Below are 26,105 nucleotides of genomic sequence, written 5' to 3' on the forward strand. Positions count from 1 at the left end.
AGTTTAAGCAGTTACTAAAAACAAAGTGAGGCTGCTCCAATTACGGAACAGCCTCGAATATTTTGCAAAGGACGCCTCTAATTCAACTTCTAATATAGATAATTCAGAGCTGTAACGTCGTTAGCATTGAAAGCTCCTGTTTCATTTGAGCTGAAACATGCTCTCATGTATGAAGTCGAATCGTATCCTGTAGGAGTTCCTGGGATATGAATTGCTCCAACACCAGCAGCTCCTTCGTTTGAATTTTGTCCACAGCTTTGACGGCTAAAATAGTCTGTATGACGTAAACCAATACAGTGACCAATTTCGTGCGCTGCTACGTGTGCGTTTACATTTACTGAATAAGTATCTAATCCAGAATACAATGTAACAGAGTTAAAAGGATTTCCTCCAGTAGGGAAACCGGCTACTCCACCAGCACCTCCGGATTGTCTTCTTACTACTATGTTTGCACCTGTAGTACTTGAACCGAAAGTTAGTGTAAAGTTAATCGTCAATCCTAAGCTATTATATCTGTTCACTGCTGCACGTAATCCGGCTTGCATATTAGCAGATAAAGCTGTCGTACCTGTTCCGGTTAATCCGACAATTTTAATAGTTTTTGGAGCAGCTACTAAATTAGTAGTGCGGTATTGCTCCGTTGTGATACCTCCGTGAAGATCCATTTGTTTCAATTGTGCATCAGTGATGATGATATCACCTTCAACCAGGTAAGCATCTTCAGTGGTACCGTCTAATTTGGTATTTTTAATTACTTGAACATCTTTGTTATTCAATGCAAGTGAGCTAATTTTATCTAACACATCTTGTGATACTGTTAGAGCTTCTTTACTTGGCTGAGTTACCTCATCCTCTTTATTACAAGACAATAGCGATAGCGCTATACACGACAAAAGTAAGGTTGTTTTAATTGTTTTCATTTAAAAGTGTTTTGGTTAGTTAAATAAGTTGATTTTTAGGGTCTTTACAAAATATTACTACTTTATTGTCAAAACTACATAGATTTAGTATTAAAATACTTATAAAAACAATAATTTAACAAATTAAATCTATTTTGTTAAATTATTTTCTTATTTTTTATGCGGTAATCGCATAAAATTCACTATGAGCCCAATAAAAACAAGCAATCGATTACAAATCAACACCTTACTCCAAAACAAAACCTACAAAATTATTAATTTTAGATTTCGTATACTTCGCGGGTGAAAACGAATCTGATAAACTTTCAACAGCTTTGAAATACAACTGAAAGCTCTTAAAAGTGGACATAGCCTTCTAAAATCACGTATTTCGAACGAAACAAAAAGGAATAAAATTTTTACAAATATTTTGATAACTTTGATTTTTTAGCGACGATATTCAATTCAATTAGAAGTATTTAAAAAATATTTTATCTTAAACAAAAAAACAATACACCGCTAAAAAAGTCCGCTTTTGTTAAAATATCGATCAAAATGTTCACAATTGCCCTAACACCTACAGTAAATGAAGATAAAAATTACGTTTTTCCTTTTTATAGCAACGACAATCTGTTTGTCGCAAAACTCCAAAAAATGGGAACAATACTTAAAGAAAGAAAGTGATGGAACATTTGAAAAATACTCTCTTACCCCTATAGAAAATGCACATCGCAATCAGTATACTATTGTAAAAAAATTAGACGCTACCTATTGTATTGTTGAAAATAAAAGTTCAAAATACAATCGATCGTTGAAAGAGGTAGTTCCCGTTAATAATTTGTGGAAATTGCCTTCAGATTTTTCAAATCATCAAGAACACAAAAAATACATCATAGCCACTAATGCTATTGAATCATTACTTGCTGATTTGAAACTGGCGAACATTTCTACTATTAAAATACTTAATGATCGTCTTGTAATCCTGGAAAGTGATTCCGAAACGATTCTTGACAAGATTATTTCCTTGAGCAGCGTCACTGCTGTTTCACAAGAAGCACTGCAACCTCAAAGCGAATCAAAAATAACGGATCAAAATTTCACTATTAATGCTGTAAATAAAGCGCTTATTAATTTCCCTCTTCTCACAGGTGAAAATCAAATTGCCTCTATCAAGGATGACCTTTTTGATCTAAAAGATGTTGATCTCTACCTTAAACATATTCCTTCCTCAACACAATCTTCTACCATATCCAGCCATGCAACTGCTACGGCCACTATAGTTTCCGGATTGGGAAATAGTTCTGTTTTAGGAAAAGGGGTAGCCATAAAAGCAAAACTGCAATCGTCTGACTTTTTGAATATCTATCCTGATGAAATAGCAACTTTACAAGGGGCTACCACTCAAAATCATTCTTATGGTACCGTGATTGAGAATTTTTATGGGGCACTCGCAAATGCTTACGACAATCAATTGGCATTAAATCCCGACTTGACTCATTGTTTTTCATCCGGTAATAAAGGATTGGAAGGCTATAAATCTATCACCGGTAATTTTAAACAATCTAAAAACAGCATTGCCTTCGGTTGTGTAGATCAAAACGAGGTCATCCTGTCTTTTTCGTCGAAGGGTCCTGCTTATGATGGTAGAATAAAACCGGAGTTAGTCGCTTACAGCTCGCAAGGGACATCAAATTCTACTGCATTGGCCACAGGGATTATCACTCTTATGAAGCAACAGTATAAAACGATACATAATACTGCTTTGTCTAATGCCTTAACGAAGGCCATTCTAATTAATAGTGCAAAAGATTTAGGTAATCCAGGTCCTGATTTCACCTATGGTTATGGCAACATCAATGCTGATAAATGTCTGAAAACGATTAGTGAAAACAGATTTATAACCGATAAATTGGCTTCCGGTCAAACGAACTCACATACTATTACAGTTCCTTCTAATGCAAAAAACCTAAAAATAACCTTAGTCTGGAACGACTTACCCGCAGCTATCAACAGTACTATAAGTCTGGTAAATGATTTAGATCTCGAAGTTATTTCGGCCGATCCTACTACTTTTCTACCCTGGGTTCTGAATCCTGAAACTCCTCAGCAACCTGCCACTAAAGGAAAAGACAAACTGAATACTATCGAACAGGTATCAATTGACAATCCTACACCCGGCACCTATACGATTGCTGTTAATGGCGTATACGTCTCAAATGCTTCTCAGGATTACAGTATCGCCTATGAATATGAAACGAAAAATGGTTTTGAATGGAATTATCCAGTGGCTAATGATAATTTTCCTTATGATGGTAAAATAATTTCTCCTTTCAAATGGAGCTCTTCCTTTTCCGGTGTTAATGGGCAATTGTCAATTAGCTATGATAATGGGCAAACCTGGGGAATTATAGCAAATAGTATCAATTTAGATAGTGAACAATTTAAATACACCCCCACAGAGAGAAAATTCTCGAAAGCAAAACTAAAAATGACCATTGGTAATACGGATTATGTTTCGGATCCCTTTACGGTTTCTTATGATTTAAACATTAGAACCAGTTTAGTATGCGATGGCACAACAGAAATTAATTGGGACAAACCTGCTGATGTTGCTTCGTTTAAAATTTATCAACTGACAAATGACCGTTTAGAGTTTAAAGAACAAATAACGAACAACAATTATGTCTATACTGACGCAAAAATTTATACGGTTACTCCTGTGATAAATGATAGCGAAGGAATAAAAAGCGAATCGACTTTACAGTATGATCAAAACTCAAATTGCTACTTTGAATTGGCTTCAGCAGAAGTTTTCGAGGAGGAACAAATAAAGGTCAGTGCCAATGTTTTTAGCTTGTACAACATCAAAAGAATAGATTTAGTCAAGATTAATAACTCAGCCGAAAGTGTGATTAGTACTCTAAACGACATCCAATCAAAAGCTTTTTCTTTTCTGGATACAACTCCAATAAAAGGCAATAATAAATATAAAATCAATCTAATATTAGGAAGCAATACTACCATAAGTTCCCAAATTATTGATGCTAACTATTTAGGTGATGATTTGTTTTTGATTTACCCAACACTATTAAGCAAAAATGAAGAATTAAATATTGAAGCCAAAAAAGAGGAAGCTGCTACTTTTTATCTCTACAATATTAGCGGGCAAAATATTGTTACTTCTTCGTTTCTTTCTAAAATCAATAGTATCAATTTGAAAAATACGCCCTCGGGAATTTATCTCTATAAAATAGTAACAAGTTCCGGCGGGGTACAAACCGGAAAGATTGCGGTTTTTTAAACTGTTTTCAGATAATCTAACGCTCTTCACCTATAAATAATTAACCTTTTGGGTGCAGTTACTAAAAAGATCACTTAACACATCGTTTATGTGAAGAAAATTTGTTTCCTTCTAATATCATTTTTTTTGTAAATAGAAATCTATGTTCCTAGGTGTATTTTTTTTTGCAGATTTTCTAATTTTCTAATTTTTTTAATCCGCTAATCTGTAGCAATTACTTTTCCAAACAGCCAACTGGTTATAATTATTCATTTGAAACTATTTCCTTTCTGCTTCACTATCAAAATAAAAAAGCCCTTCGAAATGGAGATTTTCCCATCGAAAGGCTTTTCGTCTATACAAAAAACTAATTTAACTACAATTCAGTAATTTCGAGAACGACGCTGGTTTCGACCTTAGACGAAGAAACCCGTAAACCAACATTCATTAAATAATCTCCAGTAAAAGATTCTCCGGATTCTTCGACTGATTTCTTTGCCTCGGGCATTAGGTTTATTTCTTCCACTTTATAGGTTTTATTTGGATCTAAACCTTGAAAACGAACCGGATTGTATTGCGGATCATAAAGTGGATGAAGCGTGTAGGAGAACAAAACCGCTTTGCTTTTTGACTCGTTCACATACATTAATACGGCACGGCTTTCCTCATAAGGAGAGACCATTCGGTACAGGTCGCCATGCCAAATTACCGGACTCAATCGTTTATAATTGGCCACGGCTTCCTGGCAATATTTCAATTCTTTTTCTTTCAGTTCTTTTACATTAATATCAAAACCTAATTTACCCATCATCGCCACATCAGTCTTGAATTTGATGGACTGATTTCCCCAAGAAGTTACATGGTTACAAATTGAGAAGGCGGGAAAAAACTGCGAATATCCCCATTGTATGAATACTCTGTTGAAAGGATCGGTATTGTCGCTTGCCCAAAACTCTGTAAAATATTGAAGTAATCCGTAATCGGTTCTGCCTCCTCCTCCGGCACAAAGCATCATGGGTAAATTTGGATATTTCGTTTTAATGCGGTCCAAAACTTTATACAAACCTCTGGTGTATTCAATAAACAAATGTGATTGCTGATTTTTCAGATAGGCCGAATAAGCATTAGTCATCATTCGGTTACAATCCCATTTAAAGAAAGCTACCCCTTGTTTTGTCTGCATAATATCGTCTACTGTTTGGAATACGAAATCCTGCACTTGCGGATTACATAAATCTAAAACTAATTGGGTGCGGTAATAACTTTCCGGTCGGTTGGGCAATTTTAATACCCAATCCGGATGTTTCTCGTACAATTCACTTTTCGGATTCACCATTTCAGGTTCAATCCAAATTCCGAACTTTATTCCCGTTTTTTCAGCCTCCTGCATCAGGAAACCAATACCATTTGGCAGCTTTGTTTTAGTAGCCTGCCAATCTCCAAGTCCTGATTTATCGCCGCTTCTTGGATATTTATTTCCAAACCAGCCATCATCCAGCAAGAACATGTCAACGCCCAACGTTTTGGAATCCGCAAACATATCGGTCAATTTTTTTTCATCAAAATTGAAGAAGGTTGTTTCCCAGTTGTTCAATAAGGTCAGACGGGATTTTTCTCCATCTTTTATTCCGTATTTTTTGGCCCATGAATGCAGGTTTCTACTCGCCTGTCCCTTCCCTTTATTCGAAAAAGTATAAATAAAAGAAGGTGTTGTGAATACTTTTCCAGGCTGAAGATTATACTCAGAAGCGAACGGATTAATTCCGGAGCTGATTCGAAGCGAATTTTTATTGTCCAATTCAAAAACAAACTTAAAATTTCCGGACCAGGCAATCGTTCCTGCCACAAGTTCACCCGAATTCTCATTGGCTTTAGCATTTAAAGACAGAAAAAAAACCGGTGTTTGATACATATCGGTACGAACCCCTAATTTCGAGTCAATTACCTTCGTACCACTCGTTAACTCACTTTCCTGTATGCGAGCCTCTTTGGCCCAGTCTCCGTGAAATTGAGTCAGCCAATAATGATCGGCATCAAAATGCAGCATCGATGACGCATAATTGTACAACATAACCGGTTTCTTTTCATGGTGTACAATTTCAGTCCATTGTTCTATTGTATTCTCGTTATAAAAAGCCTTATAATGCAGTGTAACTTCTACCGGATATACAGGATCTTTAAGTTTGATACTAGTTTCGGTCGTGTTGGCATCTAATTTTTGTGTACTATGGCTTACATAGTTTAATTCCAGAGAGGGATTACCGTCATTGTGAGTCATTCGAATTGCGGGTTCAAACAAATTCTCTGTTCCAAAAGTCGGGTAAGCCTGATGTCTTAAATTAACCAATGGATTTCCATCGTTAACCACAAATGTTTTGGTATTCTCTTTCGAAACCGCATTGTATCCTGAATTATCTCTTAGTTTCGTCCCTAAATAAGATTGGTACAGCAAGCCATTCTTTCCTACCTTTAAAATCAAAGCAGTATTTTGAGTCTCCATCTGAATTTGTTCCTCCTGCGCATTAGCTTCACAAAACAGAAATGTAAGGAGTAATAGAAATAGTATTTTTTTCATAAAAAGGGTTCGATAATAGTAAATGGTTGGTTCCTATGGTTGGTTTGTGGTATTCTTTATTTTATTCGTTTAATCTAAAATGAATTTCAAAAGTATAACAATCAAGCATCCGTACACACCGGTACCTACCAGTTTGTTCTGATCTATACCAAAAAACATTTTTCTTAAACAAGATTATACCTATAATTATAATACTATATTACCCTGTTTTTATTCTATAAAATACCATTACTATTAATAAAGTAAAAAATCTAATGAAATATCATTTGATATTCTTCGAAGCAAAACCTATATTTCTCCTATCTCAAAAAGCGGATTTTTCAAGCCCTGAAAAGAACCTCATAACAACAGTATTTTTAATCTTTTAACTTTACTATTTCCGGTCCTTTTTGTACTGTAGGCAACCTCATCTTTTTTCCTCACTGTTGAACAATCCGATTGGTTTTTATTTTCGCAAAACGTAAAAAACCTTCATAGCAAACCAATCTTAACTTTCTACTACCTAATCCTATATTACCCACTTTACTTTTTCTGTTTGTCTCTACTTTCTAAGCATCCTCAAAAAAACCGGTAGGAACTGTTCACTTAAAGAATAGAACATTTATACTTTTGGGTTGAACAATAGCTATAAAACTATACTCCTATAATAATGAAAATTACCGCCCGTAGAAAAAAGATGACATCGAAAATTACCGAACAGTTGTTAATTCAGGACAAAAAGCAACTGCGTCTTTAAAACAAAACCAATAAAAAATTTATCTAAAGAACAACACAAACAAATACTACTAATACGATAAATAACAAGCTGCTGGCGGTAATTATTCAACATCTATAAAAAAACAATTCTAATGAAGAGATTCTTTGAGAAAAAACAAAAACACATTCTATTCGTCCTTGTCGCTTTTTGCTTCGTAGCAGGCAAAGCATTTTCGCAGGAAGACCGACGCTGGCAAATCAATTCGGACGGAACTATTTCCTGGCAGATCAGTAACAACATTCCGCATGACGATCATATTGAAATGAGTGGTAAAAAAATCTCCTGCGTTCTAAGGTATGGCGTTGCGGCAAATGGTTCGTTCCATGCGACCCGCAGTTTGGTCTGGCCCATGCTCAGAACTATCCCTAATAATACTCATGCCAGTTTAACACGAAGGTTTGCACAAGACGGTTTTAATTTGGTCACCGTAAACTACAAACCTATCGTGGCAGAAAAAGTGACTTCACTAACGCTGAACGGAACATTGCTCGTTAAGAGTAAAGCCGGCAATACACTGGAATTGACCCGACAATTTTTCCCGTCGACCACTGTAGCCGGTTATTGTGAAATTTATACTCTTAAAAACATAACTGAGAAAACCTGTATCGTAGAAATTCCAAAATCGAATACCGTTTATACCACAGATCCCGAAAAAGGAACGGAAGGTAGTTATACTTTGCATGTTGACCTCTCTAATTCCGGGAGTTTTAATCTTAAAACCAATGAAGCCGTTAGTTTTTCTGTTTTCTATTCGGGTGTCAAAACAAACGAGCAGGTTCCTGCTGTAAATGCCGAAGAAGAAAAAGAAAAACGTACTCAACTCATTCATCAAATATGGAATAAACTGATCTTAGAAACCCCCGATCCCGTTTTGAATACGGAATTTGCTTTTGTTAAAATCAGAGCTTCCGAAAGTATTTTTGAAACCAAAGGCGGTCCTATGCACGGCCCCGGAGGAGAATCTTATTATGCTGCTATCTGGGCCAATGATCAGGCCGAATATATTGGCCCGTTTTTTCCTTTTTTAGGATATGAATATGGTAATCAGGCCTCCTTAAATGCTTATTTACAATTTGCAAAATTTATGAACAAAGAATACCAACCAATTCCGAGTTCGATTGTAGCCGAAGGAACTGATATTTGGGCCGGAGCCGGTGATCGTGGCGATGGTGCTATGATTGCTTACGGAGCTTCGCGTTATGCGCTTTCGAGAGGAAATACAAAAGAAGCCAAACAATTATGGCCCTTGATCGAATGGTGTCTGGAGTATTGCCATAGAAAATTAAATTCTGATGGCATCGTAACATCCGACTCTGATGAACTCGAAGGCCGTCTTCCTGCCGGAAAAGCCAATTTAAATACCTCTTCTTTATATTATGATGCTTTGAATTCTGCTGTTTATCTGGGTAAAGCTTTAGGAAAGAACAAAGCACAGCTTAAAGCTTATCAAACGGAGGCTCAAAAATTAAAGGCAGCTATTGAGAAATATTTCGGAGCTAAAGTCGAAGGCTTTGAAACCTACAAATACTACAAAGAAAATGATATCCTAAGAGCCTGGATCTGTACCCCGCTCACGATGGGTATTTACGATAGAAAAGAAGGAACAATTGAAGCCATATTCTCATCCAGGTTATGGACCAAAGACGGTCTTGCCAGTATTGCGGGTGATAAAATTTTCTGGGACCGATCGACTTTGTATGCTCTAAGAGGTGTTCTCGCCGCTGGTGAAACAGACAAAGCACTGGATTTTCTGCACTACTATTCCAACCGTCGTTTATTAGGAGATCATGTTCCCTACCCTGTAGAAGCCTATCCCGAAGGTGATCAGCGTCATCTTTCAGCAGAAAGCGGATTGTATTGCCGAATTTTCACTGAAGGCTTATTTGGCATCCGACCTACAGCGCTAAACTCGTTTGACTTCACTCCACGTCTTCCTAAATCCTGGCCCATGATGAAAATGCGTCACATCAATGCATTTGAACATGATTTTGATATCACAGTAGAAAGAGTCGATAAAAAACTAAAAATAACGGTCTCTGAAGGCAAAAAAATAATCGTTAAGAAAGTTATCAAAGACGGAAGTACTATAAATATCAATCTTCAATAAAGTGAGATTGATATTTTAAACGAGTCCTTTTTTTCAAACTTTGATGTACCAGTTGGGTCTTTCCGCTGATTTTCAGATCTAATTCATACATTGTAATTTCATACAAGCCCCCCAACTGTATGATTTGCAACACATGATAGTTCTTTAATTTGGTACATCAAAGTATTTTTTACATAAAGATTCCGTTATGCTGTAATATCTTTGACGGCCACAGAATATGTCTATACTTCTTATAGTAAAAAAACGGATCCAATTGATATACGTTTTACGCCACCATTTTTAAGAGACAGATAAATTTCTAACGCTCCTGAATCATTTCTAAAATATTTACAAAAAAATTAACAAGCTAAGCCGGTAAATAAAAATATCTTTGCGAGCAACTATGACAAAGAAGTTTTACATATTGCTATTCGTTATGCTTGGTTTCCTGATGGGACCAACGTTTACGTATGCGCATGGAACAAAAAAAGAAATGTCATGTTGCAAAAAAGAATCCACTGCAAAAGATTGTTGCAGTAAAAAAGATTCGAAAGACAAAAAACATGGCTGTGATAAGAGCTGTATGGGGAATTCCTGTACGCCAACCAGTAGCTGTGCTTTTTCGCCAATGGCAATCTTTCAGGTAGAAAACCATTCTCTTTTTGGTTTTTCTGAAAAAAAACAAACTTACTTTTATTCAGAAATCTTTATTTCTTCAGATTTCCGTTCGATCTGGCTTCCCCCTAAAATAAGCTAGATTTCTTTTGTGACAGCCAAAGGTCTGTCTTATCCAAAAGCCTTTTTAAGGCTTTAATTCAAAACTATTTTTTAATCTTAATCTATTGTCAGAGATAGCTCTATTTGCTATAGTTTCTGCTGTGCTTTAGGATTAATTCATCCAAAAAAAATTACATACAATGAACTCAATAACAAAATTATTGATGGCAATGTCTCTATTGCTGTCAGTTACTTTCGCCAGCGCTCAAATTAAAAATAAAACCACTGAAAAAGTAAAAGTAAACGGTAACTGCAGCATGTGCAAAAAAGTGATCGAAACTGCCGCAAACGTTAATAAAGAAGCCAAAGTAATCTGGAACGAAGACACCAAAATCGCTACTGTTACTTACGATGCTCAAAAGACGAATCTTGATGTCATTCTAAAACGCATAGCTGATGCCGGATATGATAATGAAAAATTTAAGGCTCCAAATACGGTTTATGACGAACTACACGGATGTTGTCAATACGACAGAGAACCAAGCGATAAAAAACAAAGCACCTCATCGTCGCATCATTAAAAACCATTTTGTTCGTAATGCAGTTTTTTAAACCCTCATTACGAACAACTTAAAAATTAAAGAATCATGTTCAAAATAAAAAATATAATCACACTATTCACTCTTGTAGCAGCTGTTTCTATAACAAATGCACAAATAAAAGTGGGAGACAGTTTTCCGGATGTTCAGCTTCAAAACAATAAGAATACTACAACCAAACTAAATTCTTTTAAAGGAAAAACGGTTTTAGTAGACTTTTGGGCATCCTGGTGTGCTCCTTGTCGACTGGCCAACAAAAAGCTGGTTAAAATCTACGATCAATATAAAGATCAGAATTTTGAAATCGTCGGAATATCAATCGACAACGACAAAACAAAATGGTTGAAAGCCATTGAAAAAGATAAAATGAAACATCAGCAATTAATTGACCCAAAAGGCTTTGAAGCCAAAACAGCTCTGACTTTCGGAGTTGAAGCGCTGCCTTCTGCATTTCTTTTTGATGCATCAGGAAAACTGGTTGCTATCAATCCAACGGAAGCTCAAATAATTGCTCAAATTAAAAAAAACAAAAAATAAGATGAAAACCCTAAATATAAAATTCATAGCTCTTACACTTATCCTATTATTAACAGGTGTAAACTCCTATTCTCAGATTACAAAAGCCGAAATAATCGCAACAGGATTAACCTGTTCGATGTGTTCGAATGCCATAAACAAACAGTTGAAAGCTTTTACAGAAGTAGACAGTATCAGTACCGATTTAAATACCAATACGTTTACAGTATACTTTAAAAAAGACAATTCATTGGAGCCTAAAGTCCTGAAAAAAGCAGTTGAAAAAGCTGGTTTTTTTGTTGGGTCACTAGTTTTAACAGCAAAATTTCACGTAGACAAAATTGAGGACAATACCACTCTGAAAATCGATGATGCCACCTATACTTTTATCGATATTAAAAAGCCTGTAGCACATGCCGAAGGGAAGTACAGGGTTTTAGACAAAGGTTTTGTGACGCAGAAAGAGTATAAAAAACTACTTAAATCGTACTCAAAATATCCTGATTACGCGACTGAAAATGAGAATGATTATTATTTAAAAGCCCTTTAAAAATGAGATATTTATCCCTAATCTTCTTATTTCTGGTTTCTTATCAAATTGAAGCACAAGAATTATTTGTAGTAACCGAACCTGCCAGTAATGCTCCGGCGGGTTCTATTGGAGTTCGCGTTGGACAATCCTTAATGGAAAAGAAACTCGAAAGCGGTTCCATGTACAATTTAACCCCGGAAGTTACCTGGGGGATCAATAAAAACCTGATGGTTCGTACCTCAGCTTTTTTAAGCAATCAGGACAATGGACTGGGCCTTAAAGGTGGTGGATTTTATGCCAAATACCGATTCTTTTCGGCAGATGATTTGCAAAGTCATTTCAGGATGGCTGCCTTTGGGCGATACAGTTACAATAACTCTTACTTTAATCAGGAAGCCATAGATTTAGCCAATGGAAATTCAGGTTACGAAGCCGGTTTGGTTGCCACACAGTTGCTTCATAAAGTAGCTATAAGTTCTTCCGTAAGCTATGTGCGTGCTCTTAACAATGCCGATTACAGTTTTCCGGATATGCTGGGCAAAAATGCCATAAATTATACGTTCTCTGTGGGTAAATTAATGCATCCTAAAAAATACACCAGTTACAAACAAACCAATATTAATGCAATGTTGGAGTTTACCGGACAAACTATTACTGAAAATGGAAGATCGTACCTGGATGTAGTTCCTTCGATCCAGTTTATCATCAACAGTCAGGCGAGAATTGACTTAGCTTACAAAAAAGAGTTGTACAGCTCTATGCAGCGTATGGCAACCGATGGCGTTTTCCTGAAACTGGAATATACTTTTTTCAATGTAACGAAGTAAATAAATCCCATTACAACCGGAACAAATCGTTCTGATTAAACCTATAAAATGAAGAAAATAATTTATGTATTATTCCTGTTCTTTGCTTTTGCAAAAGTCCAGGCGCAGATTATAAATCCTGTGAAATGGGAAGCTTCGATCGAGAAAAAATCCGATTCGGAATATCAGCTTTCTTTTAAAGGAACTATCGAGAAAGACTGGCATGTCTATTCGCAATTCACTCCCGAAGATGGTCCGCTTCCGGCTGAATTCCTTTTTCATGATTCCAAAAACAATTATGAACTTATTGGAAAAGCAACCGAAAGCGAAACTCATCGAAAGTTTAATGAAATCTTTGGTGTAGATGAAATTTTCTTTTCGGATAAAGCTGTGTTTACCCAATTAATCAAACAGACCAATCCCGAAAAAGAAGTCGTACAAGTAGAGCTTTCTTATCAGGTATGTAAAGAGAATTGTATTAGCGAAACCAAGTACTTTGAATTCAATCTCAAAACGCTTGAAGCAAAAGAAATTCAGGCAGCTGACATTACAAACGACAAAACCGAGAAAACAACAGTAAATCCCACCATAGAAAAACAAGCGGAATCCGAAAAAACGGATTCCAGTTTGTATATGATTTTCATTATTGCGTTTTTATCCGGTTTTGCCGCACTGCTTACCCCTTGCGTGTTTCCTATGATACCTATGACGGTAAGTTTCTTTACGAAACAAAGTAAAACGAAAGCTAAAGGAATTAAAAATGCCATTATTTATGGTATTTCAATTATCCTGATTTATGTATTTCTGGGCTCCGTAATTACGCTGCTTTTTGGTGCTGATGCCTTAAACGCACTATCTACCAATGTCTGGTTTAATATTATCTTTTTTATCTTACTGATTGTGTTTGCAGCCTCTTTTCTGGGTGCCTTCGAAATCATGTTACCCAATTCATGGGCCAATAAAGTAGATCAGCAGGCAGATAAAGGCGGGATCATTGGAATCGTTTTTATGGCATTGGCTCTGGCAATTGTTTCTTTTTCCTGCACGGGTCCCATTATAGGAACTCTACTGGTTGAAGCAGCTTCTAAAGGCGGAATTGCACCGATTGTGGGAATGTTAGGTTTCTCATCGGCTTTGGCATTGCCTTTTATGCTTTTTGCCATGTTCCCGGGCTGGTTAAACACATTGCCAAAATCCGGCGGCTGGCTCAATACCGTAAAAGTATTTCTGGGCTTTCTGGAATTGGCTTTGGCCTTTAAATTTTTATCTAATGCCGATTTAGTGTTACAGCTGCACTGGTTTGAAAGAGAAATCTTTCTGGCCATTTGGATCGCTATATTTGGTACACTGGCTTTCTACTTATTTGGAAAAATAACCTTGCCACATGATTCTCCAACCTCATCCATTTCGGTAGGCCGTTTAGGAGTTGGATTAATCGTACTAACATTTACCATTTATCTGATTCCGGGATTGTGGGGTGCTCCTTTGAAATTAATCAGCGGATTCCCTCCTCCAATGACGTATAGCGAATCTCCGTATGGCGTGGGTGGGAGTGGAAAAAACACCTCATCCGCTGAAAAAGTATTACCAGACGGAGCACATAAAGGCCCTCATGACATCACAGCTTTCACAGATTATGAAAAAGGACTAGCCTACGCCAAAAGTGTAAACAAACCTATCCTTTTAGATTTTACCGGATTTGCCTGTGTGAATTGCCGAAAAATGGAAGATTATGTCTGGTCTGATCCTCGTATTTTGTCCATCTTAAATAATGAAGTCGTTTTAATTTCTTTATATGTTGACGACAAAAGAGAATTACCTCTTGAAGAACAATATGTCTCTAAAGAAACTGGTAAAAAGATCACAACCATCGGAAATAAATGGAGTGATTTTCAAATTACCCGCTACAAAGCAAATGCGCAGCCGTACTATATTTTATTAGATACAAATGAGCAAAAGCTGAGCAAACCTGCAGGATATACTCCTGACATTACCGAATATGAGCAATGGCTGAAATCCGGTATTGCTAAATTTCAAAATTAAAAGTACCATTTTTTTACATCTGTGCATTTTTTAGACGTTGTGCACAATCGTGGGCTGTTGAAGCCCATAAAAGAGGGAGATATTTAGGTATCTCCTTTTTTTATTGCACTTTCATTTCGTCCTGAGACAAAAGCTTGATCCTAATTTCTGCCACAAAACTAATGGTGCACGAACACATTTTAAAGCAATGACATTTAGTTATTTGGTATTTCGATATTAATTTTATTTTCGATACTTTAGCTCTGATACAGATTAAAAAATGAACAGTTCTGAGAAATTTCAGGATTCCTGTTGTCTGATTTTTCTTTATCAAAAGGATAAATTTTTAACGATTGTAAAAAATAAATATGGAAGAAAGGCACATCAGAAATAGGCTTTACATCAGCCCTGAAGAGCAGGAATTAATAAAAAACACTCCGATATTATTAGGCGGGGCAGGTATCGGAAGCGCTATTGCTGAATGTTTATTGCGATTAGGTTTTGAAACCCTGACCATCATCGATGGTGATGTTGTCGAATTGTCCAATTTAAACCGACAAAATTATACCGAAAACAATATCGCACAACCCAAAGTAGAAGCGCTTAAAGAACGATTATTGTCGATCAACAGTCAGGCAAAAATCACGATTCATAACTGCTTTTTAACACCCGAAAATGTTGGCAATTACATTACCGACCATAAAATTGCGATCAACGCTCTGGATTTTACTTCTGATGTTCCGCTTATATTTGATTCCATTTGTCAGCAGAAAAACATTCCGGTGTTACATCCCTATAATTTAGGATGGGGTGCATTGGTATTGGTCATTTCAAAAGATGAAGGTTTAGAAGTTTTAAAAAAGTCAGATGAAAAATTTAGCGAAGTGAATGTTGTCGACTATGTTTTAGAGTATATGCGCTATTGGGAAAATCCGCAAAAATGGCTCGAAGAAATTCTGGACAAATACAAAAAGGAAAACAAAAATCTGTCTCCTCCCCAACTCCCTATTGCATCCTGGCTCGTAGCGGGAATGTGTACCCATATTGCATTTGACATCGCGACCAACACTCCCGTAAAAACATTCCCGGAATTTTATCTGACCTCGCTTAAATAAGGAATTTAAACGAACTTCATTTTTATTATAAAATTAAAAAAAGCTGCATTCAATTATTTGAAGCAGCTTTTTTGTTTGAATAAAAGAGTGAAGTGTTCTCTTCAAGATTTCACATCGATGTATCAATTTCTTTTAACCCGGTTTCTATCTTTATGAATCTTTTCTTAAAGAAACATCCTAATCCGGAATCGAAGCAAACATTGCAATTTCTTTTAAATCTATGTAGTACTCTCCTGAAAAAGGGGATAATTCATTTCCTACTACATTGATTTTTACAAAGTACTTTTCTTTCCCATCTTTCTTAATAATTTTAAATTCTCTCAAATAATTAAACACTATTGCAAAATCATTATAGTCAACAGGTTCTAAATTATCAACATTATATAATTTTATATTAGTTATTTTTTCCAAATACAAATCACCTTGTTCAATATAAATCTCTTCCTTTTTATAATCAAAATTAGGTAAAGTTTTTACAAAACGATCCATACTAACTTTTGCATACAAAAGGTCAGTGTTAAACAAATACATTGCATAAGTAAATTCCGCACTAATACCGGAATTCTCTTGTAATTTAACCAGGCCATCAGTAATTGCATACGATGATTTCTTATTATAACATTCCAAAAAAGATGTGTTCATTACTTTGTAAAGATTCCCAATAAAAAAACCATTCTTATCAATTGTAAAATAGGAATATAAGTCTGGCGTTTCTGAGTTATAATCTTCTCTCGAAATCTCGACATCATGCTTTATATAAGTTTCATAACTTGGTTGATAAGACGTTATCTCTTTTATAAGCCTAATTTTCCCATCCTTTGTATAATAATGAACGGTATCATATTTTGTTGGAAAATTAATAGTCTTTGTTCTGTCTAAACCCAGTAGGCAATAACAGTCGTTTGTAAAATAACTCTGACTGTCTTCTGTTTTAGAAAGTAACTCAATATCGCGAAGAGATACATACAGCTCTTGATTTTTGTATAGAATCTTTGATCTATTTTTAACCTTATCAAAAGACACAATTTTAACTTTTGACGCATAATCCAAGTGGTACTTTTTATTAGAAGACAAATCTTCAGTAGAAAACAAATCGACCCCTTCAAAATTTGTAACGACTCCATCTGAAGTAATAATCTCTGTAGATGATTTTTCTTTCTTACAGGAAGATATAACAATCAATATTATAAATAGAAGCAATCCTTTTTTTCTCATAAATACGTTTATTTCTTAATTTTATACAACAATATTACCATTACTCGCTCTGATTTTTCTTATTTGAACCTGATATTTATATTATTTCCTAAATGGTACTGTCTCTTTTTTCATGGAAGTATAACAGATTAAAACTGCCGGTTAAGGCAGCTTTATAAAACCAATATAATGTAATTTACTTTTTGTCCAGTTTTATCCATTCGTGAAAGGTTCCTTCACCTCCAACTCCTTTGATGAAGTATTTATTTTCCTCTTTTTTTATTAAATAAGTAGGATCTAATTTTATACATCGATCATCATTTCCATTGTAATACAATTCCAAAACATTATTTTCTTCTATTCCTTTATAATCTCCTTCGCCAATAGACTGCCCATAAAAGGAATCCAACTTTAATGAAATTTTATCCTCGCTTATTATAAAATTGTATGTTGAATGCCCCGTACCTTCGGTTGTTAATTCCTCCTCAACAGTTGCCGAAAAATTACCCTGATAAATTTCATCAATTGCTTTAAGGTTTTTTAATTTGTAGGATAACAACAATTCCGTATATAAATCAATTCCCTCTTTGGTTATTTTATTTGTTAAAAGCTTTTTTAGAAAAACCCATTTATTATTTTCATGAATATAAAAATAAGTACAGGCATTCTCTTTTAAATCAAAATCTCCTGATCCGTCATTGTAGTATTTTGAGACCGCCTCTTTAGGTAAGAAACTCGCAATAATGTAATACTCATTTAATTTCTGTTTTAAAATTTGGCTTACTTTATCATTTATCTCTTTTGAAGTTTCGTCGCCTGTATTGATTTTAAATTCCGAAAAAAAACCTTTCTTATTATAAACAGACCAATAGTCCTGAATCAAACTTGATTTCCCAATGTAATTCACATTAAAAAAACCCAAATCTTCGAGATCAAAAAAATAAACCGGGAACGTTGGACTATGATCCTGAAGATAATACCCATTCACCTTGTATTTTGCTTCTAAAAAATTGACAGGCGGTATAGTATAATCAACATATACCTCTTTTGAAACTTCTTTTTTATCTGTTTCTTTATTCGCTTTTTCAGCAGCCTCTCTTGTTACTTCCTGCTTGCAGCTACTTAACAACAGCAGCAAGACTGATACTTTTATGATCTTTTTCAAATTATATTAAATTATCTGTAATACTTATTTTCATTAGACCCTTTTTTAATTTATTTCATCACTAATAAAACCATATTTTAATGGTTTAGTAGTAATACTTTCTTTTAAATTAAAAATAGGGCTATTAACATAATACTTATCCTTCAGTTTTACAATCTTCACCTCGGGAATATGCTTGCTGTTTATATATTCTTTATCTTCAAGAAGATTTTTCCTGTGATATAAAAACAAGGTATCACCTTTTTGAACCGGTACCAGCAAATCTTTAAAATCTCGCTCTACAAAATAACAGGAGTCCTTAGATACTTTAATATAGTAGGTGTAATTATAATTTGATTCATAAGAGTCCAGCGATAAAATATAATCCCTGTACCATGAATCCTCGATTTTTGATTTGGCAATAGAATTAAAGAAAGTTTTTTGTAAATCTTTGGTCTTCTTTTCGACAAAATTAATTTTCCAATGCATCTCTTCGTTAACCTTCTCATCTGAATCTACTTCAAAAGAATCCATTTTTTCCCATGAATTATTTTTATAGTGATACAAATCTGTCTTATATTTTTCTTTTACCGAAATAGAACAATCAGCATGTGGTGTTGGGATTAGAAATTTCTTATCAATGAAAAAAACATAAATGTCAAATACTTTTTTATATTCTTCAATGCTCAATTTGTTAACATAAGCCTCCAACTTCTCAGAATCATCTTCACTAAAATATTTTGAATACTTTTCAAAAAAAAGGAAATCTTTAGGTATTAAAAAAGTGACTAAATTCCCCAGATCATTACCATTTTCAGGGGCATATAAAACTCCATAATCATAAGATGTTGTAAAGAAACTACCATATTTAGAAGTATCATACATATATTCATGTTTACTCATTTTTAACACCTTATCAAAATTTAGATTATTTTTTTCCTTTTGATAATTTTTTTGTTCTTTGCTCTCTACCTTTTTATCTTTGCATCCAATAATAGATAGCACAAAAAAAAAGAGCAAGCAGTACTCTTTTAATCTCTTCATAATTTTTCCGTTTTCAGACTAAAGTAACACATTATTTTAAAGAAAAAAACTAGCAATTGCGGTAGTTTTTCAATTTATTTAAATCCAAAGAAAGAATTAGGGCAAGGATAAATATTCTTTATATTCAATTTTATTGTCATCATTTTTATAGAAAACATATCGATTTTCACCTCCCTGAAAACTCATCTCAATTTTTAAGGTATCCTGTAAGATCCATTTATAATCAACCTCAGCATCTTCCGAATGTGTTTTAAAATTACTTTGCGGCAATTTTTTTAGCAAATCCTTTTTTAAATAATTAGGTGACTCATTATAAAATATCTCATAAGCCTTATTAAATGTGCTTTCATTACAAACACAAGTTTTATTTAAAGGATCCTCATATCTGGAAATTCCATTGTCGTTTTCCTTGCATTTAAAAAGAATTTCTTTGGCATTCTTACTTTTAACAAACTGCATATAATTGCCCGAATACCAAACCAGCAGATCGTCCCCAAACACATATATTTTATGAAATGGAGGTGAACACTTGGTAATAATAACGCCTCTAAATGTATTGAGCTTAATTTTGAATAAATCATAGATTTTTTTCTCTAAGCTTTTCATTTCCTCTGCTAACGAATGATTGTAGAAATGTCCTTCTGTATGATATTCTAAATTGTGTATACTATCGATCTCAAAGTAAGTATTAGCAGTTCCATCACCCAAAATGAATTCACTATCTAATAATTCAAAAGTATGAGTTTCAAGATTATCAGAATTTGTATTGGATGATTTCTTCAATTCCCATTTTCCCTGGATACCTGATAAAGTTAATACATTATCATTTTTATCTTTTACCAAAAGGTATTTTGAATCAGCGGTTTTGACCTGTTTTAAAGCTACATTTTGCTTCTCCTGTGTTTGTTGCCTACAACTTATTAATAACACTCCGAACAACAAAACCAACAGTTTGGTACAATTTCTCATATTCTTTAATTAAATTTTGTTTTCGCATACCACTCGCGATCGATGCGATTTTACCTCCGAAAGGTACTACTTCTTATGCGACAAAGATAATTTATGAGTAAAACTGCTTCTTTAAACTCAAAATAAGAAATGCTCCCATACTATTAGATCGAACGGGAATTGGAAATCCTATAGCCCAGTTATTCTGACCTGCATTTATCGTTACATAAATAAGAGAATTCATCAAATAAGAACCGTATTCCTCCAGTCGCCAAGTTTCTTTTGGCTCGAAAATTAATATAAAATCCTTATTTCAGTCTTTTATTTAAGTCGCATATAACTTCTGTTTTTTATCTTATATGAAGCCAATTTTATTCTAATGCTTCAATAGTTTTCAAATTTTGCTTCTCACCTACCTTATTAACAGTATTAATAATTCTTTCCAAAGAAAAATATTCCTTTTTAATTTTCTTATCATATTTAATTTCTGGCTGAGTAGTTTTACCATTAAAGAAAATAACCGGTAAAAATTTCTGATTTTCAGGAATTAAAATTTCTCCATCTCTTTCCATACTATTAGTAACAGAAGAAAGTAATTTATGATCTGAAACAACTATTTCTGAAATATCCCATGGATATCCAAAAAAATAATTATTCGGTCTATCCTTGTCAATTAAAATGGGAGTAAAATACAAAAGAGACTCTAATTTTTTATTTTTAATATCATAAAATGCATAGTCAATACCATCTTCTTCTCCTGAACATCTAAACAATTCCAACATATCATCCTCGTCCAGATTAATGAAAAATTTATAATTAATACTACCATAGAACTCGTTAACTAAGAATAACTTATAATTGGAAGTAATCCAATATTCTATATTTATATCTCTTTTTGAATCATATACTGTACAAATGAAATCTTTCTTTGAGTCACTATCAAAATCAATAGTTTCTGTAACAACATTTTCATATACATCAGGAATTAGACCTCTTAAATCTTTATTTATTACAACTTCCTGTGGTTTAATTAATTTAAGTTCATTTTTGACTTTTCCATTTTCTTTATCTTTACAAGAAAACATAAATAGAGAAAGAAATAGGCATATCATTATTTTCATATTTTTTATCTTTTTTCTCAAAAATAGTAATTTAAAAATTCTACTTTTCAATCAGTCCAATAAAGTACTGGGAATTTATGAAGTGACTGCGGGAGGAATACCCGGAGCATCTGTCGATCTTAGATTCGTCTTTGTCGCGGCGCTCAAGACAAATGCCTTGATCGTAATTATGATACAACCATCCATCAGGTAAAACACTTCCTTCCCCTGCCGACAAATTAATTACCCAAAAAGCTAAACATGCTGGTGCTCTTTTAGATATTAATGTTATAGATCATTTAATTATTACCTCAGAAAGCTACTATTCCTTTGCAGATAAGGAGAATTTATGAGTAAAACCGGTTTTCAATTTATGTAAAAAAACAAAAGCTACCGGTTTAGGGGAGCTTTTGTTTTTGATAATTATCTGTCTTTCTCGTAACCTACACCTTTTATTAGCAAGTTTTTATAAGTTGGTTTCTCAGCTAAATCCTTATTCAGAATATAACCTTTCCTAAAATTTACCCTATCATAAACATCAAGCCACGAATTATTACCAGTTGCTTCATTTTTTACGGTATCGTTTATAATAATCCAGTCATTATATTTTAAATTTTCGACGACTTCCGACGATACATCTGGTGATGTATACATGGCAACCTTGTTTTTTGAAGAAACAAAACGAATTGGATTGTAGTGTTTCCAATGTTTGTATTTCTCTTTTAGTTTAAAATAATAGGGCATTTTATAACAAACAGTATCTAAATTCTCGTCATTACCATCTTTACTCCATCCCCCTTTAGTCAATACTGTAATGGAGTCAATATTTTTTTTATTTACAAATAAATACTTGTCACGTAAGTCAAGATTTGCAAGGTAATCTCTCTTAGATTCTTCTTCTTTCCATGAAGGTAGAAATTCGAACTTCCAGACATCATCCTTTTTATTGATAAGCCAAAAATTAATTCTCGCATTTTTACCTTCCCATTCATCAAAAACAGCTATCTCATAGTTTGATCTACTCTTTACTCTATAATCTTTAATTTTATACAACTGATTCCTAAAAGGGTTAAACTCATTGTCATAAAAAATATTATCTATCGTTGCCTCGTTTATCAAACGTTTAACATTGAAATTAAGTGTTATATTCTGATAGTCTCCTGTTTTACCCAAAAAGTAACAATATTTATTCTCATGAAGTACAAGATGAAAAACCTGACTTTCAAGTTCTTTGATCTTTTTATTTCCTAAAATTTGATCTTTAGTATTTTCTTCTTTTTTAACACCTATGTTATCAACATCTTTTTGTTTTCTAACACAGGAAACGACAACTAAAGAAAATAAAACAATAAACAAATAACGCATATATAATATAATTAAGTTTGAAGTAAATATAGGATATTCTAAAATATAGTACATTAATTGAATTGAATATGAAAGTGATCCGGGTGATCTGAAAAAACAATAATTATTTTATCCTTTTAAATGTTTTATCCTCCGGATTTAAATCCGGTTTGAGTATTAATTCCTTAGAATTTTTTATTTCAAAGATAAGTTCTCTATTAATATTCAATTCTCTTATTTCCCATTTTTTATTTCCTTTTCGCAAAGCTTCTTTAGTAGATTCAATTGGTGGTTGAACAGGGTTTTCTAAAACATCTGAAGAATCAAAAGAGACATTTACTTTTAATGCGTTATCTTCAAATGGCTCGACCTGAACATTTACAACAAAAAAACCAGGAGTATAACCTTCCGTAACCTCCTCAAATAAATCGGTATTACCATAAAGCAATCCCCCTAAGGTCAACCTAACATTCTCTCCTTTTTCATTCTTCTCTTCCCATGAAGTTCCTTCAAAATCCGGGATGCTTTTAGTTTCCACTTTTTTCAATATTAAAAAAAGGCTTTCATTTGAAGAATCACTATTCCTATATTCGTACTCTCCCTCAAAATCATATAATGCATCATTTTTAACTGCTGCAATTTTATTTTTATTTACCGAAATCTCTATTTCTTTGGCTTGTTTAATTTCCTGGATTTCTTTTTTTTGATTTTGGCAAGCAAAGAGAAAGAGAGAGAGAAGACAAATAACTACTTTATTTTTTTTCATTTTTTTTCATTTTTTTTTCTCAAAAATAATAATTTAAAATTCTACTCCTTAGTCAGTCTAATAAAGCACTGGGAGTTTATAAATAACACTGTTTTTCAATTTATATGAAAAGACAAAAGCTACCTGCTAGAGGTAGCTTTTAGATCCAATAGATTTAAAGTTTATCATACTCTATTCCTCTCCTGATTCAGGAAGACATTCTAATTTTTCCTTTTTTAAATCGATCTCAATAATTTTTTCATTTACTAAGTCAAATTTTACCGCTTTCAAAATTCTATCGTATTTACCCTTTGAATTTACTTTATCAATTACTACAGCAAAACAATTATGTCCTTTACTCGTTTCACAGGTATAGCTAAATACTTTATTATCCCCTAAGATATAATTATAATCACCAAGCTCTGAATATGTTTCAAGTACTTTTAGGTCTTTACATTTCCACTTATTACTTTCTGTTCTTCTAAAAAGTCCAATATTCAAAAAACCATTATTTTTCTGAAGTGAAAATGTGTAATTAGATATTCGAATAATCCTTCTATCATCAGTATATTCATCTAAAATGTAATCTTTCAATGTTTTGTATACCACATCTTCATCTAAAGTCGAATCTATTATAAATTTATTAAAATTACTGTCAATTATAAATTTATCCGTTCCATAATTAATTCTTACATCAGAAAAATCAAAATCATTTTCATCATATACTCTATCTATTGAAAATATTTTAAGCTCCTTTTTCTTCTCAAAGTTATGGTCGTTTTTTTCTTGATCTGAATATCTTTTACTATTTACATCCTTCTTAGAGGGCAATTGTTTTTGATTACAAGAAAAAAAGCCAAGCGCTAAAATTAACAGCAATTTCCTCATGTCGTATATTTTCTTATTTAGATATATCATTTGTACTATTATATCTGATTTTCTTTATTTGAATTTGGTTTTACATTCACGCTTTTTTATAATCCTAAAATAGCCTTAGAAAGTTATTATTCCTTCACTAATAAAGGGAATTTATAGATGCTATTTTTAGTATTGGATTTATAAAAAAAGCTGCATTTCTTTTTTTGGAATACAGCTCTTTTTTTATTCATCACCTATTTCCGGAAAACAATCCACTTTTTCCTTTTTTAAATCAACTTCAATAATTTTTTCTTTTACCAAGTCGAATTTAAATGCCTTGAGCACTTTTTCATATTTCCCTGATGCTGTTATTTTATTGATTACAACCGCAAAATATTGCTCTTTTTTATTATTGTAACAGCTAAAGGATAAATATTTATTCCCCTCCATCACATATTGGTTCATATCCTTATTTATTGCTTTACCAATGCTTAATATATCTATTACTTTCCATTTGTCAATTTTCTCTCTTTTTAAAAGGATTTTTAATAAATTTCCTTGATTATTACTATTTAATACTCCAAAGTCTTTCATTCTAATTACATTTTCATCCTTTACTGTTTCCCTTTCTAAATTCAATATACTTTGATATCTCATATCTTCTGTTAAGGTTGAATCAATTAAAAAATCAGGGTATTCTTGTTCAAATTTATATTTACCGCTACTATAATTAGCATATATTCCTGCTATATTTAAATCTGAATCATTAAATACCTCACCTATTTTTAAATCTCCGTTTTTCTTCTCAAGGTTATGGTCGTTTTTTTCTTGATCTGAATATTTTTTAATATTTACATCCTTCTCAGAGGGCAATTGTTTTTGGTTACAAGAAAAAAAGCCAAGCGCTAAAATTAACAGCAATTTTCTCATGTCGTATATTTTCTTATTTAAATATATCATTTGTACTATTATATCTGATTTTCTTTATTTGAATTTGGATTTACTTTCACGCTTTTTTATAATCCTAAAAATAGCCTTAGAAAGTTATTATTCTTTTGCTGAAAAAGGGGGCATAGATATTTTTTTGGTTTTGGATAATAGAACAGAAGCAACCAAGTTAGGCTGCTTCTGTTCTATTTTATTTTTTCTCTGATTTCATTAATATTCATAAATTCAAAACTCCCTATTTTTTCTTCTATACTATCTAAATCTTTTTTATCACTCTTAAAATATAGTATTGGTAGTTTTTTTTGATTTACGCTCATCTTTTTCTCTTCATAATCCGGAATATTGTTTTCAATCGTTGTTAGAAGTTTTTTATCTTTCAGAATAATATCATCTATATCTCCAGAAAATCCCCAATATTTTTTATCATCTTTAAGTATGAGTGGATCAAAATTAAAAATAACATTAGAATTGAAACTATTCTTATCAACATCATAAAAGGCACAATCAATATCCCCTTCTTCTGTTATAATTTTCAACATTTCTAATTCCGGATCTTCGTCGATATTTACAAACCACTTTTTATTAGATTCAGAATAAAATTTATTTATCTGTTTAATTTCTTCATTACTCGAAAACCAATACTCGTTATATTCTCCTTTTTTTTCATCTAAGGTTAAACAGATAAAAATAGTCAAATCATTATTCAAGTTTACTTTTTCAGTCTTTACAATTTTTAAGTTTTTAGGAATTTTATTCTTGAGACTTTCCGAGGCTTCAATTTTTTCAGGTTCTACTAAGCTTTTTTCTTTTGAGCATGAAACCCACATAAAAGAAACTAAAATTAAACAAAAGCTACTCTTTATTATATTCATCATA

21 protein-coding genes and 1 pseudogene are annotated in these 26,105 nt (G+C 33.2%); 10 read left to right on the forward strand and 12 right to left on the reverse strand.

All coding sequences use genetic code 11. From position 1 onward, the window contains the following. Positions 1–89 precede the first annotated feature (89 nt). Entirely contained in the window at positions 90–920 is an 831-nt protein-coding gene (locus LNQ34_RS01375; protein WP_202703613.1) for a M57 family metalloprotease, read from the reverse strand. Positions 921–1,485: 565 nt separating this feature from the next. On the opposite strand from LNQ34_RS01375, the gene LNQ34_RS01380 reads away from it, so the two are divergent. Continuing rightward, positions 1,486–4,200, forward strand: a complete 2,715-nt coding sequence (locus LNQ34_RS01380; RefSeq protein WP_229998417.1) for a S8 family peptidase — start codon at positions 1,486–1,488, stop codon at positions 4,198–4,200. 355 nt (positions 4,201–4,555) lie between these two features. Here LNQ34_RS01380 and LNQ34_RS01385 read toward each other — a convergent pair whose 3' ends face one another. Then, positions 4,556–6,754, reverse strand: a complete 2,199-nt coding sequence (locus LNQ34_RS01385; protein WP_229998418.1) for an alpha-galactosidase — start codon at positions 6,752–6,754, stop codon at positions 4,556–4,558. Positions 6,755–7,602: 848 nt separating this feature from the next. On the opposite strand from LNQ34_RS01385, the gene LNQ34_RS01390 reads away from it, so the two are divergent. The 8 genes from LNQ34_RS01390 to LNQ34_RS01425 all read left to right on the forward strand — a co-directional run bounded on the left by LNQ34_RS01390 (position 7,603) and on the right by LNQ34_RS01425 (position 15,904). Next, positions 7,603–9,618: a hypothetical protein gene (locus LNQ34_RS01390; RefSeq protein WP_229998419.1), complete on the forward strand. Its 2,016-nt coding sequence runs from the start codon at positions 7,603–7,605 to the stop codon at positions 9,616–9,618. Positions 9,619–10,000: 382 nt separating this feature from the next. Then, entirely contained in the window at positions 10,001–10,354 is a 354-nt protein-coding gene (locus tag LNQ34_RS01395) for a DUF6769 family protein (RefSeq protein WP_229998420.1), read from the forward strand. Between the two features lie 160 nt (positions 10,355–10,514). Then, entirely contained in the window at positions 10,515–10,895 is a 381-nt protein-coding gene (locus tag LNQ34_RS01400) for a heavy-metal-associated domain-containing protein (RefSeq protein ID WP_202703608.1), read from the forward strand. Positions 10,896–10,961: 66 nt separating this feature from the next. Then, entirely contained in the window at positions 10,962–11,450 is a 489-nt protein-coding gene (locus tag LNQ34_RS01405) for a TlpA family protein disulfide reductase (RefSeq protein WP_229998421.1), read from the forward strand. Position 11,451: 1 nt separating this feature from the next. Continuing rightward, positions 11,452–11,979 (forward strand): heavy-metal-associated domain-containing protein, encoded by a 528-nt coding sequence (locus LNQ34_RS01410; protein WP_123923531.1) that lies wholly within the window; start codon positions 11,452–11,454, stop codon positions 11,977–11,979. Between the two features lie 2 nt (positions 11,980–11,981). Next, a complete protein-coding gene (locus LNQ34_RS01415; protein ID WP_202703606.1) occupies positions 11,982–12,788 on the forward strand; it encodes a hypothetical protein in 807 nt (268 codons plus the stop codon). A gap of 48 nt (positions 12,789–12,836) precedes the next feature. Then, complete coding sequence (locus LNQ34_RS01420; RefSeq protein ID WP_229998422.1) at positions 12,837–14,810, forward strand: protein-disulfide reductase DsbD family protein; 1,974 nt, start codon at positions 12,837–12,839, stop codon at positions 14,808–14,810. Between the two features lie 347 nt (positions 14,811–15,157). Next, the gene (locus LNQ34_RS01425; protein ID WP_202703604.1) at positions 15,158–15,904 is read left to right on the forward strand and encodes a HesA/MoeB/ThiF family protein; all 747 of its coding nucleotides are present in this window, start codon (positions 15,158–15,160) and stop codon (positions 15,902–15,904) included. Positions 15,905–16,081: 177 nt separating this feature from the next. On the opposite strand, the gene LNQ34_RS01430 is transcribed toward LNQ34_RS01425, so the two are convergent. The 5 genes from LNQ34_RS01430 to LNQ34_RS01450 form a co-directional block, all read right to left on the reverse strand. Then, on the reverse strand, positions 16,082–17,119 hold the full coding sequence (locus LNQ34_RS01430) for a hypothetical protein (protein WP_229998423.1): 1,038 nt from the start codon (positions 17,117–17,119) through the stop codon (positions 16,082–16,084). Positions 17,120–17,294: 175 nt separating this feature from the next. Continuing rightward, the gene (locus LNQ34_RS01435; RefSeq protein WP_229998424.1) at positions 17,295–18,263 is read right to left on the reverse strand and encodes a hypothetical protein; all 969 of its coding nucleotides are present in this window, start codon (positions 18,261–18,263) and stop codon (positions 17,295–17,297) included. Positions 18,264–18,308: 45 nt separating this feature from the next. Further along, entirely contained in the window at positions 18,309–19,286 is a 978-nt protein-coding gene (locus LNQ34_RS01440; RefSeq protein WP_229998425.1) for a hypothetical protein, read from the reverse strand. Between the two features lie 96 nt (positions 19,287–19,382). Continuing rightward, positions 19,383–20,255 carry a hypothetical protein gene (locus LNQ34_RS01445; protein WP_229998426.1) on the reverse strand — a complete coding sequence of 291 codons (873 nt, stop codon included), beginning with the start codon at positions 20,253–20,255 and terminating at the stop codon, positions 19,383–19,385. A gap of 350 nt (positions 20,256–20,605) precedes the next feature. Then, on the reverse strand, positions 20,606–21,355 hold the full coding sequence (locus LNQ34_RS01450; RefSeq protein ID WP_229998427.1) for a hypothetical protein: 750 nt from the start codon (positions 21,353–21,355) through the stop codon (positions 20,606–20,608). A gap of 58 nt (positions 21,356–21,413) precedes the next feature. On the opposite strand from LNQ34_RS01450, the pseudogene LNQ34_RS23605 reads away from it, so the two are divergent. Next, a pseudogene (locus LNQ34_RS23605) lies at positions 21,414–21,687 on the forward strand (JAB domain-containing protein); the annotation flags it as partial. A 70-nt stretch (positions 21,688–21,757) separates the two neighbouring features. On the opposite strand, the gene LNQ34_RS01460 reads toward LNQ34_RS23605, so the two are convergent. The 5 genes from LNQ34_RS01460 to LNQ34_RS01480 all read right to left on the reverse strand — a co-directional run bounded on the left by LNQ34_RS01460 (position 21,758) and on the right by LNQ34_RS01480 (position 26,104). Next, on the reverse strand, positions 21,758–22,753 hold the full coding sequence (locus LNQ34_RS01460) for a hypothetical protein (RefSeq protein WP_229998428.1): 996 nt from the start codon (positions 22,751–22,753) through the stop codon (positions 21,758–21,760). Positions 22,754–22,802: 49 nt separating this feature from the next. Beyond that, the gene (locus tag LNQ34_RS01465; protein ID WP_229998429.1) at positions 22,803–23,444 is read right to left on the reverse strand and encodes a hypothetical protein; all 642 of its coding nucleotides are present in this window, start codon (positions 23,442–23,444) and stop codon (positions 22,803–22,805) included. A gap of 171 nt (positions 23,445–23,615) precedes the next feature. Next, positions 23,616–24,341 (reverse strand): hypothetical protein, encoded by a 726-nt coding sequence (locus LNQ34_RS01470; RefSeq protein ID WP_229998430.1) that lies wholly within the window; start codon positions 24,339–24,341, stop codon positions 23,616–23,618. Between the two features lie 183 nt (positions 24,342–24,524). Further along, positions 24,525–25,211, reverse strand: a complete 687-nt coding sequence (locus LNQ34_RS01475) for a hypothetical protein (protein WP_202704043.1) — start codon at positions 25,209–25,211, stop codon at positions 24,525–24,527. Positions 25,212–25,414: 203 nt separating this feature from the next. Continuing rightward, positions 25,415–26,104 carry a hypothetical protein gene (locus tag LNQ34_RS01480; RefSeq protein ID WP_229998431.1) on the reverse strand — a complete coding sequence of 230 codons (690 nt, stop codon included), beginning with the start codon at positions 26,102–26,104 and terminating at the stop codon, positions 25,415–25,417. Position 26,105: the final 1 nt, after the last annotated feature.

This window comes from Flavobacterium lipolyticum (assembly GCF_020905335.1).
Lineage (GTDB): Bacteria > Bacteroidota > Bacteroidia > Flavobacteriales > Flavobacteriaceae > Flavobacterium > Flavobacterium lipolyticum.

Excerpts from the sequence above, each read along its gene's own strand:
- LNQ34_RS01380 (WP_229998417.1), top strand. The coding sequence starts at position 1,486 with ATGAAGATAAAAATTACGTTTTTCCTTTTTATAGCAACGACAATCTGT.
- LNQ34_RS01405 (WP_229998421.1), top strand. The coding sequence starts at position 10,962 with ATGTTCAAAATAAAAAATATAATCACACTATTCACTCTTGTAGCAGCT.
- LNQ34_RS01430 (WP_229998423.1), bottom strand. The coding sequence starts at position 17,119 with ATGAGAAAAAAAGGATTGCTTCTATTTATAATATTGATTGTTATATCT.
- LNQ34_RS01425 (WP_202703604.1), top strand. The coding sequence starts at position 15,158 with ATGGAAGAAAGGCACATCAGAAATAGGCTTTACATCAGCCCTGAAGAG.
- LNQ34_RS01400 (WP_202703608.1), top strand. The coding sequence starts at position 10,515 with ATGAACTCAATAACAAAATTATTGATGGCAATGTCTCTATTGCTGTCA.
- LNQ34_RS01390 (WP_229998419.1), top strand. The coding sequence starts at position 7,603 with ATGAAGAGATTCTTTGAGAAAAAACAAAAACACATTCTATTCGTCCTT.
- LNQ34_RS01440 (WP_229998425.1), bottom strand. The coding sequence starts at position 19,286 with ATGAAGAGATTAAAAGAGTACTGCTTGCTCTTTTTTTTTGTGCTATCT.
- LNQ34_RS01375 (WP_202703613.1), bottom strand. The coding sequence starts at position 920 with ATGAAAACAATTAAAACAACCTTACTTTTGTCGTGTATAGCGCTATCG.
- LNQ34_RS01410 (WP_123923531.1), top strand. The coding sequence starts at position 11,452 with ATGAAAACCCTAAATATAAAATTCATAGCTCTTACACTTATCCTATTA.
- LNQ34_RS01420 (WP_229998422.1), top strand. The coding sequence starts at position 12,837 with ATGAAGAAAATAATTTATGTATTATTCCTGTTCTTTGCTTTTGCAAAA.
- LNQ34_RS01465 (WP_229998429.1), bottom strand. The coding sequence starts at position 23,444 with ATGAAAAAAAATAAAGTAGTTATTTGTCTTCTCTCTCTCTTTCTCTTT.
- LNQ34_RS01445 (WP_229998426.1), bottom strand. The coding sequence starts at position 20,255 with ATGAGAAATTGTACCAAACTGTTGGTTTTGTTGTTCGGAGTGTTATTA.
- LNQ34_RS01480 (WP_229998431.1), bottom strand. The coding sequence starts at position 26,104 with ATGATGAATATAATAAAGAGTAGCTTTTGTTTAATTTTAGTTTCTTTT.
- LNQ34_RS01460 (WP_229998428.1), bottom strand. The coding sequence starts at position 22,753 with ATGTACTATATTTTAGAATATCCTATATTTACTTCAAACTTAATTATA.
- LNQ34_RS01395 (WP_229998420.1), top strand. The coding sequence starts at position 10,001 with ATGACAAAGAAGTTTTACATATTGCTATTCGTTATGCTTGGTTTCCTG.
- LNQ34_RS01415 (WP_202703606.1), top strand. The coding sequence starts at position 11,982 with ATGAGATATTTATCCCTAATCTTCTTATTTCTGGTTTCTTATCAAATT.
- LNQ34_RS01470 (WP_229998430.1), bottom strand. The coding sequence starts at position 24,341 with ATGATATATCTAAATAAGAAAATATACGACATGAGGAAATTGCTGTTA.
- LNQ34_RS01475 (WP_202704043.1), bottom strand. The coding sequence starts at position 25,211 with ATGAGAAAATTGCTGTTAATTTTAGCGCTTGGCTTTTTTTCTTGTAAC.
- LNQ34_RS01450 (WP_229998427.1), bottom strand. The coding sequence starts at position 21,355 with ATGAAAATAATGATATGCCTATTTCTTTCTCTATTTATGTTTTCTTGT.
- LNQ34_RS01385 (WP_229998418.1), bottom strand. The coding sequence starts at position 6,754 with ATGAAAAAAATACTATTTCTATTACTCCTTACATTTCTGTTTTGTGAA.